We start from the raw sequence: 15,866 nt of genomic DNA, 5'->3' as shown, positions 1-15,866 counted from the left end.
GTGTGGTAACCCACATCTTGCCCGGAGGCCTTCATCTACCCCGCGTGTTCACAACCTGCCGGGGAAGTACATCTAGCTGTCCTGGACCAGGTTGGCCGCGAACGCAGCAAACCCGGCGAAAACAATGAGTGCGTTGGCGTCGTTGCCATCCAAGGCTTCAGCTTCCGGAACGTCAAAGGTCAACATTCCGAAGACTTCGTCGTCAACCACCACCGGGCATGAGACAAACGCCTTGTAGCCCGATGCCGTTCCCTCCCAGTGTGAAGGCCGTTGGTTAGGATCGTCTACGTTGTTGCAGATGACCGGTTGCCCACTTCGCAGGAACTCCATAACGGCTTGCCACCGGGGCGAATCTGGCTCGAAGTCTCTGGGTCTCCTGCCCCGGCCATTCGTCACGACGGATCTCAGAGTGTTGTCGTCTTGCAAGCGATACAGGCTCACGCGACCCTCCGAGTGTCTTGACGCCAGAATTCCCAGGAGATTGCGTGCTATCAGCTCGTTGACAACGTCTAGCTGTACTTGGCGGTCGGACTCTGGCTGCATAAGCATGGAACCCAGGCGGTTGAGCACCTCACTGACGCTCTCCCCCAGGTATCCCATCAGGCTCGCCTGAGCAGCCATCCGCTCTGTGTGGGACTCCTCCAGCTCTTCTTGCCGTACTTGGGTCCTTTTCGTTGCCTCTCTCTCCTGGAGTTCGAGCAAAACAACGGCAGCCAGTCCCACTGAGAACAGCAGAACAGCTAGGACAGCAGCCCGGGGAACAGGCCAAAGATCTCCCAAGTGACCCAACCAGAAAGTACCGGCGGGCATGCAAAAACCGCTGATGAGTTTCCACAACCATGCAGGTGGCCTGACCCGCCGAGGGCCTGGTCCTTTCGCATCCGATCGATCGTCATCGCTGGTCACATGCTGACGTTAGCTCAATGTACAGACGACACAGGCAAACCTAGCGCGGTCTCATCCCACCAGGCTCACCGACGTCACCGGCAATCCCGGGTCAGCGGTGAACTCCAACCCGGTGGGAGCAACGCCCCGGGACACCAGTCGTGAACCGAGTGCTGCGACCATGGCCCCGTTGTCCGTGCACAGGGACAGCGGCGGGACCACCAGGCGGATGCCGTGGTCCGCGCAGCGCTCGGCCAGCAGGTCGCGCAGACGGGAATTGGCGGCCACTCCGCCGCCCAGCAGGAGCGTGGTGATGCCGTTCTCCGTGGCGGCCAGCACGGCCTTGCGGGTGATGACGTCGACCACGGCCTCCTGGAAGGACGCGGCGATGTCGGCCACCGGAACCTCCAGCCCCTCCGCCTCGTGCGCCTCGACCACGCGGGCCACCGCGGTCTTGAGCCCGGAGAAGGAAAAGTCGTAGCGGCGCTTGCCGCGATTTTCAGCCGAGCCCATGTACTTGGCGTTGGACAGCCCGCGCGGGAACTTGAAGGCCGCGGGATCGCCGTCGACGGCGGCGCGGTCGATCGCGGGTCCGCCCGGGTAGCTCAGCCCGAGCAGCCGGGCCACCTTGTCGTAGGCCTCACCCGCGGCGTCGTCGATCGTGGCGCCCAGCAGTTCGACGTCGTCGGCGAGGTCCCTGACCCGCAGGATCTCGGTGTGCCCACCGGAGACCAGGACCGCGCCGAGCCCCGGGACCAGGGCGCCGTCGTCGTCGACGAGCTCGCGGGTCACGTCACCGTGGCCATCGTGCAGGAGGCCCACCGAAACGTGCGCGACCAGGTGATTGATTCCGTACAGGGGCTTGCCGGTCGACAGTGCCAACGCCTTGGCCGCCGACACCCCCACCATGAGCGCCCCGGCCAGCCCGGGACCCGCGGTCACCGCGATGGCGTCGACGTCGTCCAGGGTCACTCCCGCCGTCTCCAGCGCCTCCTGAAGCGTGGGAACGAAAGCCTCCAGGTGGGCGCGGGAGGCGATCTCAGGAATCACACCACCGAAGCGGACGTGCTGATCCATGGACGATGACACGGTGTTGGCCAGCAGGGTGCGCCCGCGCACGATGCCCACCCCGGTTTCGTCGCACGAGGTCTCGATACCCAGGATCAGGGGCTCCCGAACGGATTCACTGGTCACGGTCATGGTCTTCGATTCTGTGGCTTGTTCTCTGGCTGGTGGTCATGTGGCCGGTCAGATCGGTGGTGCTCGGGGGTCGGGGCGGGGCCAGCTCAGCGTGCATGACCAGGGCGTCCACGCCCCCCGGGTAGTAACGGGGTCGGACCGTGAGGTCGCGGTACCCGAAACGGCGGTAGAGGTCCTGCGCGCGCTGGTTGTCCACGCGCACCTCCAGCAGCACCTCACGCGCTCCGCGGTCCACGGCCTCCTGGTGTAGCCGGGTGAGCAGGGCGGTTCCGATGCCGCGGCCCTCCATGCCCGGAACTACCGCGATGTTCTGGACGTCCGCGGTGTCCCCCACCACCATGACTCCCGCGTAGCCGATCACGCGTTCCTCCGGTGACTCTCCGGTCATGGCAACCCAGTAACTGCGGGTCGGATGGGTGACTTCCCCCAGGATCATCTCCAGGGACCACGCATCGTCGGGAAAAATCTGCTGCTCGAGATGCTCAATGTCGGCCACATCAGCCACCGTGGCCGCGCGCAGACGCCAGGTTCCGGCCTGGGAACTCACGCCGTGGCCTTCTTCCGCGGGCCGGGAACCTTGGCGTCGGACTCCCGCAGGTACAGCGGCGAGGTGTCGTCGCTCAGTTCGAGGTCAGCCGCCAACGCGGCTGCCGCCGCCAGTCCCAACGACGCCGCGTGGGGTTGCCATTCGACGGGCGGAGCGGTGTCGTGGGCCCCTGGAACAGCTTGGAGCACCGGGTGCGCCAGGAGGTCGGGGTACAGGCCGGCACCACGACCGTAGACGGGTAGGTCGGGGAGTTCCGAGGCCGCACCCACGCGGGGGCTGTCGCTCGCGAGGGCGCGTGGACCGCCGTTCTCGCCGTCGGCCACGGTGTAGGTGGCCCAGTAGACCTCCCGGCGGCGCGCATCAGTGGCCACAGCGAACTCCGACGGGCGCACCGGCTCCGGGAGCGACGCGACGTCGTGGGCGATCGCCTCGAGGCTGCACATTCCGAAAACCGGCAGATCCCACACGAAACCCAGCGTCCGCGCGGACACCAGGCCGGCGCGCAGGCCGGTGAAGGGTCCCGGCCCCGTGCCCACCAGGATTCCGTCCAGCTCACCGGCCGCGATCCCGGCCTGGTTCAGCGTGGTTTCCACCGCGGGCGTCAAGACCTCGGCGTGGAAGCGGGTGGCCGCGGTCTCCCAGCGCGCGAGCACGCGGGGGGCCTGGGGCGTCGTGTCGACGACGGCGACCGAGGCTGCAGCGGAGGTATCAAGGCACAGCAAGAGCACCGCACCAGTCTAGGGTGTCGGCCTGATCCGACTCAGAGACGGCCGAGCGTCGCCAGCACCGCCATGAGCACCACGAACAGGACCAGGCCGACCGCGGAAGAGATCAGGGCCAGCCGTCGTCGCTTGTCCAACAGGGCGAACAAGCCACCGAGGACACCGAAAGCCAGCGGTGCGACGTTGAACCAGTGCGGCCACGGGTTCTCCGGATTGCGGACGTCCGGTAGCAGGAACACGATCAACGCGGCCATGACCATGCACGCGTAGGTCTCCCACGGTGTTCGGTTCGGGTCCGCCGGTGGGCGTTTGCTCGGTGGGAACAGGGGCACGTGCTCGTTCTCGCCGGTCGCCGAACCGGTCCCGGTCGAACGGTGCGTGGCGGAACTCATGGCCCGCTGCCGGGCCGCAGCCACGCCGTCGGCCGGTGCCGCCGCGGATTCCGAACCGGACCGGGGACCCGAGCCGGCCCCCTGGTGCAAGTTCCGCTGACGGGCCTGCTGGGCCGCGGACATCTTCCGCCCGCGACGGGCGTTCTTGGTGCGCTTCTTGGACACGTGCGGTGGGTCCTTCCTCGGGCGGGCGACGCTGGGCCGTCCGCGGCCAGGGGCGTGTAATTACAAGAGATCCCGCGGAGCGGCTTCCACCCACCGCGGCCCGATGCCACGGATGGTCACGGTCCGGGGCTCGTCCTCGCCGTCGTCGGTCTCCGCTTCCAGGTCGGCCAGGACCGAGGCCAGATCGGGTGCCTGCCCCTCCTCCTTGGCCCCGACGCCGCGGTCGATCGTGATTTCGAGCCGAGAATCGCTCAGGTGCTCGACCTTTCCGAGCCCCCACTCCACGACCGTCACGGCGGTGGGCAAGGTCTCCTCCAGGTCGATGTCGTCGACCTCCGCCGCGGTGGCTAGTCGGTAGGCGTCCACGTGCACCAGGGCGGGACCGCCCGGGTGTGGCCCCTCGGCGTCGTTCGGGTGGCGGCGGGCCAGGACGAACGTCGGTGAAATGATGCCCTCCCGGACACCGAGCCCCGCCCCGAGGCCCTGGGTGAAGGTGGTCTTGCCCGCCCCCAGCTCACCGGTGAGGACGAGCAGGTCACCGGGCCGCAGGTGCGCCGCAAGATTGCGGGCGATCTCCTGGGTCTGCTGCGCGGTGGTCGGGTGCAGGGTGAGGTTCCAGGCCTCTGGGGTCTCGGCGGCGTTCCCGGAAGACCCGGGGGCCTGCGTTGCGTCCCGGCCGGTGTCCACGTGTTCACGGGGCACGCGCTGACTGATCCGCGTGACGATTTCGTAGTCGATGGTCTGGGCTGCCCTGGACCACTCGCGCACGGAGGGGTTGTCGTCGGCTCCGAACAGAACCGCTTCCGCCCCCAACGGGTTGCGCTCGGTGTCCGTGGCCAGTCCGGGTTCCCCCAGATCCACCACGATCTGGTCCATGGCCACGCGCCCGACCTCCGCGTAGGTCACGCCATTGATGTGCACGGGTCCGCCGGTGCCGATGCGCGGCACACCGTCGGCGTACCCCAGCGGGACCAGGGCCAGCGTGGTCGCTTCGGGGGTCCGGTACCGGAATCCGTAGGACACGCCCTGACCGGCGGGGACCTCCTTGACGTTGCTGACCGTGGAGCGCAGCGTCATGGCGGGGATCAGGCCGAGGTCTTCCGCCGTGCGGTCCTCGAACGGGGAGATTCCGTAGAGTCCGATACCCACCCGCACCATGTCGTTGAGCATGCGCGCGGGATCCAGGAGGTTGGCGGCGTCGATGGTCCCGGGGGTGTTCGCCACGTGACGCACGCTCGGATCCAGACCAGCCTCCCTGGCCTGCTGCACGGCGCGTTCGAAGACCGTGAGTTGCTCCTCCGTCTCCGCGGCACCGGGGTCATCGGCGGCACCCAGGTGCGTCATGATCCCTACGACGACGACGTCCCCCCGCCCCTGGGCGGCAGCCGCCGCGCGCACGGCCGCGGGCCACGTCTGCATGGTGAACCCGTTCCGCCCCAACCCCGTGTCCACCTTGAGGTGGATGCGGGCGGTCCGCCCCGCGGCGGCCGCGGCCTGCGCGATGGGTTCCAGTTCCCACCCGGACACGGCGAGTTCGACGTCGTGCTCGACCGCGGCGGCGAAGTCCGTGTCCACGGTGTGCAGCCAGGCCAGCAGCGGAGCGTCGATGCCGGCGGCACGCAGCGCCATCGCCTCCGTCACGTGGGCCACGCCCAACGCGTCGGCACCGGCCTCGAGCGCGGCGCGGGCCACGGGGACGGCCCCGTGACCGTAGGCGTCCGCCTTGACCACGGCCATGAGTGCAGCCGGAGCAGCCAGCCTCTTCAGGTGCGTGACGTTGTGTCGGATGGCCGCCAGGTCGATCACCGCGGAGCGTTCGGGACGTGCCGGGGGCCGCGGCGTCGACGACGGCGCGGGGGCCGTCGTCGGGGCATCCGTCCGGGCTTCCGTCCGTGAAAGTGATGATGTCTGCAGGTCGGTGGTCACGCGCTCCATTGTGTCACCGGGCTGCCGTGTCACCGGGCTGCCGTGTCACCGGGCGGCCGAGCGTCCGCAGGCCACGGGCGTGCCCCTACAGTGTGGGTGTGACTACACCGACTGTCCCCCGGCCGATCGGTCACGATGTCTCCGGGGCCCGTATCGCGCTGCTATGCCTCCACACCTCGCCGCTCGTGCAACCCGGGCAAGGGGATGCCGGGGGCATGAACGTGTACGTACGACACCTCGCGGAATCCCTGGTCCAGCTGTGCCACCCGGTGGACCTGGTGACCCTGTGGCGCGCGAGCGAGCATCCGAACGAACAGGAACCGGACCGCACGATCACGGTGACCACCCTCGACTCCGGGGTCCGGCTGGTCACCGTCCACCTGCCCGGCACCACCGCGGTCGGCAAGAACGAACTGCCCCGCGAGCTGCCCGCGATCACGGAGGCTCTCCGCCGCGCCTACTCGGATTCCGACCTTGCCCTGGTGGTGCCCGACGTCGTTCACGGGCACTACTGGCTCTCGGCCGCGGTCGCGACGGATCTTGCGGCCGAATGGCAGATTCCCGCGGTGACGACCTTCCATACGACGGCGCGGGCCAAGAACGCGCGAGCCGGGACCGACGAGCACCCCGAGCCGGAGATCCGCGAAGACGGGGAACAACGCATCGTCGACCGGTCGCAGGCGGTGGTGGTCAACACCGCGTCCGAAGCCCGCGACCTCACCTCCCTGTATTCGGCCGACCCCGACCGAGTCCGCGTGATCCCGCCGGGCGTGGACGTCGAGGTGTTCCGCCCCGGTGGTCCGGCCGCCCGCGACGGCGCGTTCACCATCGGGTTCGCCGGTCGCCTGCAACCGCTCAAGGGGCCGCAGATCCTGGTCGAAGCCCTCGCGCTCGTCCGTGCGGCGGCCCCCGGGCTCGACGCGCGGCTCTGGTTGGCCGGGGTCGGTTCATCCGAGTTCACGGCGGAGCTCGACGAACGCGTCGCACGCCTCGGCCTGGGACACGTCGTGGAGACCGTGGGGTCGCTTCCTGTCGAGGAGCTTGCCCGGCGCTTCAGGAGCTCCGACGTGATCGCGGTGCCGTCGTCGTCGGAGACCTTCGGCTTGGTGGCCCTGGAGGCCCAGGCCTGCGGGACGCCCGTGGTCGCCACGGACGTGGACGGACTGCGGGCCGCGGTCGACGACGGCGAGACCGGCTGGCTGCTGCCCGACCGGTCGCCGAAGACCTGGGCGGAGGCGCTCGTCGCGATTGCCAAGGACCCCGCGGAACTCGAACGTCGCGGTGCCCTCGCCGCCGAGCGGGCCCGGGGCTTCTCGTGGGGGGCCAACGCGGAGGCACACGCGGCGCTCCACCAAGCCCTGCGGTCGGCGACGGCCCCTGGTGAGGCGAACCGGGGTTGAAGGGGCCTGGCCTACAGCCGGACCTGGCCCGTCGGTGACCCGTTCCTCATCCCCGTACGGCCGCGGGTTCTAAGCTGGCCCCGTGTCTTCGCCTCACCTGACTGCCCCCACCCGTACCGAGCTCCTGGTCCATCTGGATGCCACACGCATCACCGGACAGGTCGCCACCCCGCGCGAAGCGAACCTGCGCAACATCCACGACTTCCTGGCCGGCTCCGAGCACCAGTACATGGGCATTCCCGCCGGCCCGGAGGACACCTGGGACTCGGTCTTCGAACTCATGGTGGACAAGGTCGGCATCAGCCCCGATCGGTCCCACGAGCAGGGTCAGGACACCATCAGCGCGGAATTGTGCGTCACCGCGCTGGAGCGGTACGCGGACGTGTTCGGGCGGGTGGTCCGCGAGCGCGGAAGCATCTTGTTCGCGACCGCCCACCCGGCCGCGATGCCGGCGGTCTACGCGCCGATGGCCCAGGCCACCCGGGAGGCGGGGGCTCAGGTGCTCACGATCGACGGCGGGATCCCCTGGGACACGGGTGATGTCCGGGCCGTGGGCGACGTCGTGATGGTCGAACAGTACGGCGGCCTGCGGCACACGCACCGGCCCGAGCCCATGGACCTGGTCCTGGACCAGCTGGAAGCGGCCCACCGTGCTGATCCGAGCGCACCGCTGCCCGATCTGGTCGTCACGGATCACGGCATGGCCGGCGCGGCGGGAACCCGCGGGTATTCGGTCGTCGCGGTCGGCGACTGCAACGACCCCGCGGTGTTCGTGGGTGAAGCGCGCGGTGTGATCGACGTCGTCGTGCCCCTGGACGACAACGTCCCCCCGAACGCCTACGCCCCGATGACCGCCTACCTCCTGGCCCGCGCGGGCCTCTAACTGCCCTCCACTGCCGCTGAACCCTCGCGAGACTCGCCCATCAGGGGGTGATGCGCGAGTTTCGCGAGGGTTCAGCGGAGGGTCAGTCGGTGGATTCCGTTGCTGCCGACCAGATGTTGACGCCCGCGTCCACGGCGAGTTCGTCGATGCGGGCCAGTTCCTCGGCCGAGAACTCCAGGTTCTCGACGGCCGCCACGGAGTCCTCGATCTGCGACACCTTGGAGGCCCCGACCAACGCGGAGGTCACCTGCCCGCCGTCCTGTTCCCGCAGGGTCCAGGCGATCGCCATCTGGGCCAGGGATTGTCCGCGGGCCTGTGCAATCTCGTTGAGTCCACGGATGTGCTCGATGTTCTGGTCGGACAGCCATTCGGGGTTCAGGGACTTCGACGCCGCGGCGCGCGAGTCCTCGGGTACACCGTCCAGGTACTTGTCGGTCAGCATCCCCTGGGCCAACGGGGTGAACACGATCGATCCCATCCCGTGGTCCGTGAGCGTCTGCACCAGGTTCTTCCCGTGGGCGGGCCCCATGGAGTTCGACGACGGCGTCTCGACCCACCGGTTAAGCATCGAGTACGACGGCTGGTGAATGATCAAGGGTGTCCCCAGACCGCGCATGATCTGCTGCGCCCGCGCGGTCAGATCGGCGCTGTAGGACGAAATCCCCACGTAGCCGGCTCCCCCCGACCGCACGATGTGATCCAGCGCGCCCATGGTTTCCTCGAGCGGTGTCTCCGGGTCCGGGCGGTGGTGGTAGAAGATGTCCACCCGGTCCAGACCCATGCGCTCCAGGGACTGGTCGAGCGAATCCAACAGGTACTTGCGGGAACCGCCGAACCCGTAGGGACCCGGCCACATGTCCCACCCGGCCTTGGATGAGATCACCAGCTCCTGGCGCAGCCCCGCGAAGTCCTCCCGCAGGATCCGCCCGAAATTGACTTCGGCCGACCCGTTGGGAGGGCCGTAGTTGTTCGCCAGGTCGAAGTGGGTGACACCCAGGTCGAAGGCCCGGCGCAGGATCTCCTTCTGCGACTGCAGGGGCTTGTCGTCACCGAAGTTGTGCCACAGGCCGAGGGAGATCGCGGGCAGTTTGAGGCCGGACTGCCCCAGCCGCCGGTACGGCATCTTGTCGTACCGGTCGGCGGCCGGGGTCCAGCGAGTGTCTTCTCCGTAGATCAGCATGGTTCCATTTCACACCCGCGCAGGCCGTGGCCGCCAGGCGCCGGTCCTGGGTTCTCCTCACGGCACCACTTGTTCGTGTGCTCGTGGCAAGGGCCCAGGACCGGCAGCCGGGATCAGCGGTCGGCCTTCTGCGGCTTGTCCCCCGTGCAGCGGAAGCTCGAGGCGGACTCCGGGTCCCCACTCTGGTAGCGAGCCGTTGCGGGGTAGACGCACAGCGGGCGGGACCGTTCGGTGGACCAGTCCGCCGGCAGCTCGGTGTTGGCCGGGTTCACCCAGGCCGTCAGCTGCTGGGGCGCGGATCCCTGTTCGACCCAGCCGACCAGGGAGGCCAGTGCGTCGTACTGATCGGTTGCCACACCGCCGCGGACGTGGCCCATGCCCGGAACCTCGAAGTAGCGGGCGAAGTCCTCGGCCTTGTTCTTGTTGGCCTTGTCCAGCCGCTCGTACCAGGACGCCGTGTCATTGACGGAGAAGACGCCGTCGGCAGCGCCGTGGATGACCATCAACTTCCCACCTTCGGCCTGGAGGGAATCCATACGATCCAGCTCCGGCGGGGTCATGAACTCCATGGCGCTTTCGGTGTAGGTCCCGTCGGACTGGTAGATGCTCTGGGCCGCCTGGTCGATGTCCAGGTTGAGGGCATAGTCGGGCAGGGTCTCCAGTGCGGGGGCATCCGGCGGGGTGCTGAAGATGTAGCCGTAGGCGCTGGAGTCGCGGGTCAGCGGGGCGTCGAACTTCCAGTTCCCCCACCCGGCCTGTGTCAGTCCGGGGTCATAGGGGAAGGACGAGTAGATCGACTCCCCCGTGCTGGTCTCCGCCCCGGAGAACACCTTGGCCACCACGTCCTTCTGCTCGGCGGTCAGGCAGGTGCCGTCGCGTTCGGCGTCGCAGGTTGGCACGTCGCGTTCGAAGCGGAAGACCTTCTGGCACCGCTCTGAGGCCTGCACCATGCCGTCCTCGAGCCCGTCGAGTCGGTCGCAGCGGGACAGGATGGCATCGGCAACCACCTGACGCTCGTCCTGGGTCAGCGCGGTCTTCAGGTCGGTGCCGTCGGCCACGGTGGCCCACTGCTGGGCTCCCCAGACCTGGGCCACGGCAGCCTGCGGGAGGTTGAAGCCCGGGGCCACGGCCAGGAAGCCGTCGTACTCATCGGCGTAGCGGGAGGCTCCCACCATGGTGTGACGGCCGCCGTTGGATCCGCCGGTCATGTACGAGTAGTCCGGCCCGCGACCGTACCCGGCTTCGACCAGTGACTTGGCCATGGGCGTCAGCGCACCGACGGCCTGGTAGCCGTAGTCCAGCCGGGCCTGCGGGTCGACGCCGAAGGTCGGGTTCTGCGCGGAGCTGTGGCCCGCGTCGGAGCTGATGACGGCCATCCCCATCTGGAGTCCGCTCTCGCCGCCTCCCACGGTGCCCAGGGCGGGGACCACTGTGCCGTCGAGCCCGCCGTTGGCCTGGTAGAGGTAGCGTCCGTTCCAGTCCTTGGGCAGGCGCATTTCGAATCCGATGCGGTAGGTCTGCTGATCGACCGGGCTGACCCGTTCGTTCATGTGGCCGGCGACCTTGCAGTGCTCGCCGATGGGTTCACCGCGGTTGGTGAGTTCCCCGCTCGGCACGGTTTCGGCGCTGGTGATCACGGTGTTCTCGAACGCGAAGTCGGCCAGCGCCTCGCAGTCCTGCAGGACACCGGGCTGGGCCCCCGCGGGGACATCGGTGGCTTCCGCTGCGGGCATGGCAGGCACGGAAGTGCCCGCGAGGATGAGCGCTGCCGCAGCGGCGAACAGCGTGGTGGTGATGCGTCGTGGTGTGGAGGGCACGGCAGATCCTCTCGGTGACAGGCATGGAGTTGCGCCCGGGTACCGACAAGCTAAGGGATAACCGTTGAAAAATACAACGGTTTTCGGGGATCAAATGTGCTCCACCTCACAGCAGTGAGCGGAGTCGCACCCGTGACTGCAGAACCCGACCGCAGAACAGAGCCCGCACACCCCTTGGGGCGCGCGGGCTCCGATCCGTCGAGAGGCGGTTCAGACCCGCAGGACTGCGGCTCCGTAGGCGGGCAGTTCGACGACGGCGCCACCCAGCTCCCCGGGCGCCATCTGCACCGGGGCGGCGGCCCACAGCATCTGCGCCGACGTGGGCAGTTCAACTGCCACGGACGTCGGGGTGTCGCCGAAGTTGAACGCCACGGCCACGCCGCTGACTGCCTCACGCGGTTCGCCGTCCTCGAGTCGGGCCAGGTCACCCCGGTAGAGCACCAGGGTCTTGGCGGCCTCGTCCACGCTGACCCGGATCGAGCGGAAGTCCTGCTCGGTCAGCTCGGGGGTCGAGCGCCGGACGGCGATCAGTTCCCGGTAGGCGGTGTGGACCCGGGCGTGGCCGCCGCCGTTGCGCTCGTCGTGCTTGAGCACGGCGGAGCTGAAGGTCTCCGGGTCCTGCGGGTCGGCGATCTCCGATTCCTTCCAGCCCATGCGTGCGAATTCGCCGATGCGTCCGGTGCGCACGGCCTCCGCGAGTTCCGGCTCCGGGTGGGAGGTGAAGAACGGCCACGGGGTGGACGCACCCCACTCCTCCCCCATGAACACCATCGGGGTGAACGGCTGGGTCAGCAGCACCGCGGCGGCCAGTACCTGCTGGTCCACGGTCAGGTACTGGGAGAACCGGTCACCGGCAGCGCGGTTGCCCACCTGGTCGTGATTCATGATGTAGCTGACGAACTGCCAGGGGCGGTTGTGCTCGGGGTCCACGGGCTGACCGTGGGAGCGCCCGCGGAAGGTCGAGAACGTGCCGTCGTGGTAGTAACCGGCCGTGTAGCTCTTGGCCAGCGTGTGCAGGCCCGCGAAGTCCTCGTAGTAGCCCTGTTCCTCGCCCGTGAGCGCCCAGTGCGCCGCGTGATGCCAGTCGTCGAGCCACTGCGCGTCCATCCCCAGACCGTTCCGGTCCACGGGTTGGATCATGCGGGGGTCGTTCTTGTCGGACTCCGCGATCAGGTACGTCGAACGCCCGGCCCGGGCGGCCGTCTCGTGGGCGACCTGGGACATCTCCTGCAGGATGTGCACGGCCCGTTCGTCCTTGAGCGCGTGCACGGCGTCCACGCGGAAGCCGTCCACGTGGTAGTCCTCCACCCACATCCGCACGTTGTCCAGGATCAGGTCCCGCACGCCGTCGGAGCCCCAGTCGTCCAGGTTGATCTGGTCGCCCCAGGACGAGTTCCCGGCGGTGAAGATCTCCAGGAACTGCGGGAGGTAGTTCCCGGAGGGCCCCAGGTGGTTGTAGACCACGTCCTGCACCACGGCCATTCCGCGTGAGTGGCAGGCGTCCACGAACCGCTGGTACCCGGCTGGCCCGCCGTACTCCTCCTGGACCGTGTACCAGGCCACGCCGTCGTAGCCCCAGTTGTGGGTGCCGTTGAAGCCGTTGACCGGGAGCAGTTCGATCGTGTCCACGCCCAGTTCGGCCAGGTCGTCCAGGTGCTGGATCGCGGCGTCGAAGGTGCCTTCCTCCGTGAACGTCCCGATGTGCAGTTCGTAGAGGATGGCCCCTTCCAGGGGGCGCCCGGTCCAGTCCCCGTCACCCCACTCGAACTCGGTGGGGTCGAAGGTGCAGGACAGGTCGTGCACGCCTTGAGGCTGGCGGGGCGAACGCGGGTCGGGCAGGACCTCCGACGTGAAGTGTTGTTCCTTGTCCGTCCCCTCGTCCTTGGTCTTGGTCAGCAGGTAGCCGTAGCGGACCGTGCTGGACGGGACGGACGCAGCAGCGGAATCCGGCAGAGTCCACCAACCGGCCGTGCCCCGTTCGGTCCGCGTGTAGCGCGGCGAGGGGTCCAGTCCGCGAGGCTGGTGATCCGGGAGGGTCTCGGCCGGGACCATGTCCAGTTCCTCCCCATCGATCCGAACGACGACGCCGGCCGCGTGCGGGGCGAAGAGGTCGAAGCGATCCAGATGGGCGCGGCCGTTGTCCGGTCGGGCGGTGTTGGGAATGCTCATCATCAGGCTTTCAAGATCGTGGTGTAGAGGGGATCCGGTACGGGTGGCCCGGCGAGAAGGTCGGCGCAGCCGCACTCAGGCGCGGCGGAGCAGTGCCACCGGCAACAGGTCCAGGAGTTCGGAGACCCGGACCGTGCCTTCGAACCGTCCGCCGGTGAGTTCGTCCACCCACGCGCAGGCGGGCAGTTCCAGAACGGTGTCGCCCCATCCGCCGTCACGGGCCAGTCCCAGCGGCAGGCGGGTGGCCACGGGGACGGCCCCGCCGCGGTCGAAGGCGAAGAGGTGTTCGGCGGCGGAACCGGTGGCGGTCAACGGCGTGTAGCCCGTGAACAGATCGGCATGATCGCGCCGCAGGCGCAGGGCCCGGGAGGTCAACAGCAACTTGGCGTCACCCGTGTCGTCCAGAGCGGGGACGGAGTGGACCCGCGGCACTGCCGGATCGTCGCGACGCTTGTCCAGCTCGGCCAGCCGCTGGGCGATCTGTGCGTGGTCCACGGGCCGCCGGTTGTCCGGGTCCACCAGGGCGGGTGCCCACTGCTCGGACCCCTGGTACACGTCCGGGACTCCGGGCATGGTCAGCTGGACGAGTTTCTGGCCGAGGGCATTGACGTAACCGGCCTGTTCGACCCGGCGCACGAATCCCTCGAAGGCGCCACGCACGGACGGTTCCGTGAGCACGACGTCGACGAACCGGGTGAGCTCCTCCTCGAACTCCGCAGAGCCGTCCACCCACGCCGTCGCGGTCTGCGCCTCGCGGGCGGCCTTGAGTGCGTACTCGACGGCGCGGTCGCGCTTGATCGGCCATGCCCCGAGCATGGCCTGGAGCACCAGGTTCACGAGCGTGCGGTCCGCCAGGGGTCCGATCCCGGCGGCGGCGGCCTGCTTCTCGACGTAAGAGACGGTGGACGCCCAGTCCTTGGCGGCTTCGGCCAGGACGCTGATCCGGGCCCGGACGGACTCGGAGCGTTTGGTGTCGTGCGTGGACAGGGTGGTCATCGCGAGCGGTTCCTCGCGCTGGCGCCGTTCGAATTCCGCGTGCGCCTGATCGGGTTCGACGGCGAACACCGACGGGTCGCCACCGACCTCGGTCAAGGAGGTCAACCGGGAATAGCGGTAGAAGGCCGCGTCCTCCACACCCTTGGCCATGACCATGCCGGAGGTCTGCTGGAACCGCCGGGCCACGGGGGTCAGATCGCTCTCTGCGGTCCCCACCCCCAGGATCGGGCCGAGCGCCTCGATGACCTCGGCCACGTCAGGTCGGGCAGCGCTCGCGCGGCGCAGAGCGGATTCCAGGTGCTCCACGCCCTCGGGCAGGTAGGTCCGGTAGACCTCGAAGTTCGCGAGGATTTCGCTCAAGGCATCCACCAGGCGGCCGTGGGAGAAAGCGGACAGCGCGGGTTCCGTCTCGGCTTCCCGGGCCAGTCGCTCGACCTCGGCGTGCAGGGCTCCGTCCACGACGGCGCGCTTGGTCCCGTGGATCATGCGGGGCCAGTTGCCCTCCTGGGTGCCCTGGGCGGTCGAACCCTGTCGCAAGGCCGCGTCCAGCGTGGTCAGCGGATAGGCGCCAGCGGGGTCGACGAAGAGCCGGTCCACCGTGCCCAAGGCGTCGTACCCGGTGGTGCCCGCCGTGGCGCCGGTTTCCAGCCATTCGTGTGGCAGCTTCTCCCCGGGTTCCAGGATCTTTTCGATCAGCACGTACGCCCCGCCGGTCAGCTCCTGGAGGTCGGTGAAGTAGCGCCCGGGGTCGCGCAGCCCGTCGGGATGATCGATGCGCAGGCCGTCCACGAGTTCCTCGTCGAACCACCGCTTGATCTCGGTGTGGGACTCCCGCAACGCATCGGGATTCTCGACCCGCACACCGGCCAGGGTGGTCACGGTGAAGAACCGGCGGTAGTTCAGCCCCCGGTCACCCGTACGCCAGTTGACCAGCCGGTAGTGCTGGCGGTCGTGAACCTCGGCCGGAGAATCCGCGATCTGACCGGCCGTGTCCAGGGTGTACGTCCCCTCGGCCAGCGGATAGACGTTGTCCCAGTAGGCCAGGACGGGCTCCCCGTCCTCCACCCGCAACGTCAGATCGGCGAGCGCCTTCTCCGACTGCCCGGCGGCCGTTGCGCCGTCGTCGTCGGTGTCGTCGCCCAGGACGGGAATCATGAGCTTGCCGTCGAAGGCTTCCCAGTCCACGTCGAAGGCCTCGGCGTGAGGTGAGGCCTGGCCCTGCCGGAGCAGATCCCACCACCACGGGTTCTGCCGCGGTTCGGCGACACCCTGGTGGTTGGGAACAACGTCCACGAGCACGCCCATCCCGGCGTCGTGCGCGGCCCGGCACAGCCGGTCGAAGGCCTCCTTGCCGCCTCGGTCCGGGTCCACCAGGGTCGGGTCCACGACGTCGTACCCGTGCGTCGACCCCTTCGTGGCCCGTAGGACGGGTGAGAGGTAGAGCCAGTCGATCCCCAAGGTGCGCAGGTGCTCGATCTGAGCGGCCGCGTCGTCAAGGTCGAAGTTCTCGGTGATCTGCAGTCGGTAGGTCGAGGCGGGAGTACGCACGGTCGGGCAATCTCCTGTCGGGTGTGGGCGTGCGGT

12 protein-coding genes are annotated in these 15,866 nt (G+C 68.7%); 2 read left to right on the top strand and 10 right to left on the bottom strand.

Annotated elements, in window-relative coordinates:
- Window positions 1-72 precede the first annotated feature (72 nt).
- The 6 genes from GWK18_RS04230 to alr all read right to left on the bottom strand — a co-directional run bounded on the left by GWK18_RS04230 (window position 73) and on the right by alr (window position 5,837).
- The gene (locus tag GWK18_RS04230) at window positions 73-621 is read right to left on the bottom strand and encodes a GAF domain-containing protein (protein ID WP_166833370.1); all 549 of its coding nucleotides are present in this window, start codon (window positions 619-621) and stop codon (window positions 73-75) included.
- 336 nt (window positions 622-957) lie between these two features.
- Complete coding sequence (tsaD, locus tag GWK18_RS04225) at window positions 958-2,085, bottom strand: tRNA (adenosine(37)-N6)-threonylcarbamoyltransferase complex transferase subunit TsaD (RefSeq protein WP_166833368.1); 1,128 nt, start codon at window positions 2,083-2,085, stop codon at window positions 958-960.
- Complete coding sequence (gene rimI / locus GWK18_RS04220) at window positions 2,069-2,632, bottom strand: ribosomal protein S18-alanine N-acetyltransferase (protein ID WP_166833366.1); 564 nt, start codon at window positions 2,630-2,632, stop codon at window positions 2,069-2,071. Before rimI ends, tsaD begins: the two co-directional genes overlap by 17 nt.
- Window positions 2,629-3,360, bottom strand: a complete 732-nt coding sequence (gene tsaB, locus GWK18_RS04215; protein WP_166833364.1) for a tRNA (adenosine(37)-N6)-threonylcarbamoyltransferase complex dimerization subunit type 1 TsaB — start codon at window positions 3,358-3,360, stop codon at window positions 2,629-2,631. The genes rimI and tsaB overlap by 4 nt, the downstream gene beginning before the upstream one ends.
- Window positions 3,361-3,392: 32 nt before the next feature.
- Complete coding sequence (locus tag GWK18_RS04210; RefSeq protein WP_123824945.1) at window positions 3,393-3,911, bottom strand: hypothetical protein; 519 nt, start codon at window positions 3,909-3,911, stop codon at window positions 3,393-3,395.
- 60 nt (window positions 3,912-3,971) lie between these two features.
- On the bottom strand, window positions 3,972-5,837 hold the full coding sequence (alr, locus tag GWK18_RS04205; protein ID WP_348535829.1) for an alanine racemase: 1,866 nt from the start codon (window positions 5,835-5,837) through the stop codon (window positions 3,972-3,974).
- 98 nt (window positions 5,838-5,935) lie between these two features.
- Here alr and GWK18_RS04200 point away from each other — a divergent pair, with 98 nt between their 5' ends.
- The gene (locus GWK18_RS04200; RefSeq protein ID WP_166833360.1) at window positions 5,936-7,237 is read left to right on the top strand and encodes a glycosyltransferase; all 1,302 of its coding nucleotides are present in this window, start codon (window positions 5,936-5,938) and stop codon (window positions 7,235-7,237) included.
- Window positions 7,238-7,319: 82 nt separating this feature from the next.
- The gene (locus GWK18_RS04195) at window positions 7,320-8,120 is read left to right on the top strand and encodes a phosphatase (protein ID WP_166833358.1); all 801 of its coding nucleotides are present in this window, start codon (window positions 7,320-7,322) and stop codon (window positions 8,118-8,120) included.
- A gap of 82 nt (window positions 8,121-8,202) precedes the next feature.
- Here the strand turns inward: GWK18_RS04195 and mgrA are convergent, their stop codons facing one another.
- The 4 genes from mgrA to treY all read right to left on the bottom strand — a co-directional run bounded on the left by mgrA (window position 8,203) and on the right by treY (window position 15,830).
- Window positions 8,203-9,300 (bottom strand): L-glyceraldehyde 3-phosphate reductase, encoded by a 1,098-nt coding sequence (gene mgrA, locus GWK18_RS04190; RefSeq protein WP_166833356.1) that lies wholly within the window; start codon window positions 9,298-9,300, stop codon window positions 8,203-8,205.
- Window positions 9,301-9,413: 113 nt separating this feature from the next.
- Entirely contained in the window at window positions 9,414-11,117 is a 1,704-nt protein-coding gene (locus GWK18_RS04185) for a tannase/feruloyl esterase family alpha/beta hydrolase (protein ID WP_209280897.1), read from the bottom strand.
- A 210-nt stretch (window positions 11,118-11,327) separates the two neighbouring features.
- The gene (gene treZ / locus GWK18_RS04180) at window positions 11,328-13,286 is read right to left on the bottom strand and encodes a malto-oligosyltrehalose trehalohydrolase (RefSeq protein ID WP_166833354.1); all 1,959 of its coding nucleotides are present in this window, start codon (window positions 13,284-13,286) and stop codon (window positions 11,328-11,330) included.
- Window positions 13,287-13,361: 75 nt separating this feature from the next.
- On the bottom strand, window positions 13,362-15,830 hold the full coding sequence (gene treY, locus GWK18_RS04175) for a malto-oligosyltrehalose synthase (RefSeq protein ID WP_166833352.1): 2,469 nt from the start codon (window positions 15,828-15,830) through the stop codon (window positions 13,362-13,364).
- Window positions 15,831-15,866: the final 36 nt, after the last annotated feature.

It is taken from the genome of Kocuria sp. JC486 (assembly GCF_011602805.1).
GTDB lineage: Bacteria > Actinomycetota > Actinomycetes > Actinomycetales > Micrococcaceae > Kocuria > Kocuria soli.
Note: the sequence above shows the minus strand (reverse complement) of the source record. Positions and strands in the feature narration are given on the sequence as shown.

Excerpts from the sequence above, each read along its gene's own strand:
- mgrA (WP_166833356.1), bottom strand. The coding sequence starts at position 9,300 with ATGCTGATCTACGGAGAAGACACTCGCTGGACCCCGGCCGCCGACCGG.
- tsaD (WP_166833368.1), bottom strand. The coding sequence starts at position 2,085 with ATGACCGTGACCAGTGAATCCGTTCGGGAGCCCCTGATCCTGGGTATC.
- treZ (WP_166833354.1), bottom strand. The coding sequence starts at position 13,286 with ATGAGCATTCCCAACACCGCCCGACCGGACAACGGCCGCGCCCATCTG.
- GWK18_RS04230 (WP_166833370.1), bottom strand. The coding sequence starts at position 621 with ATGGCTGCTCAGGCGAGCCTGATGGGATACCTGGGGGAGAGCGTCAGT.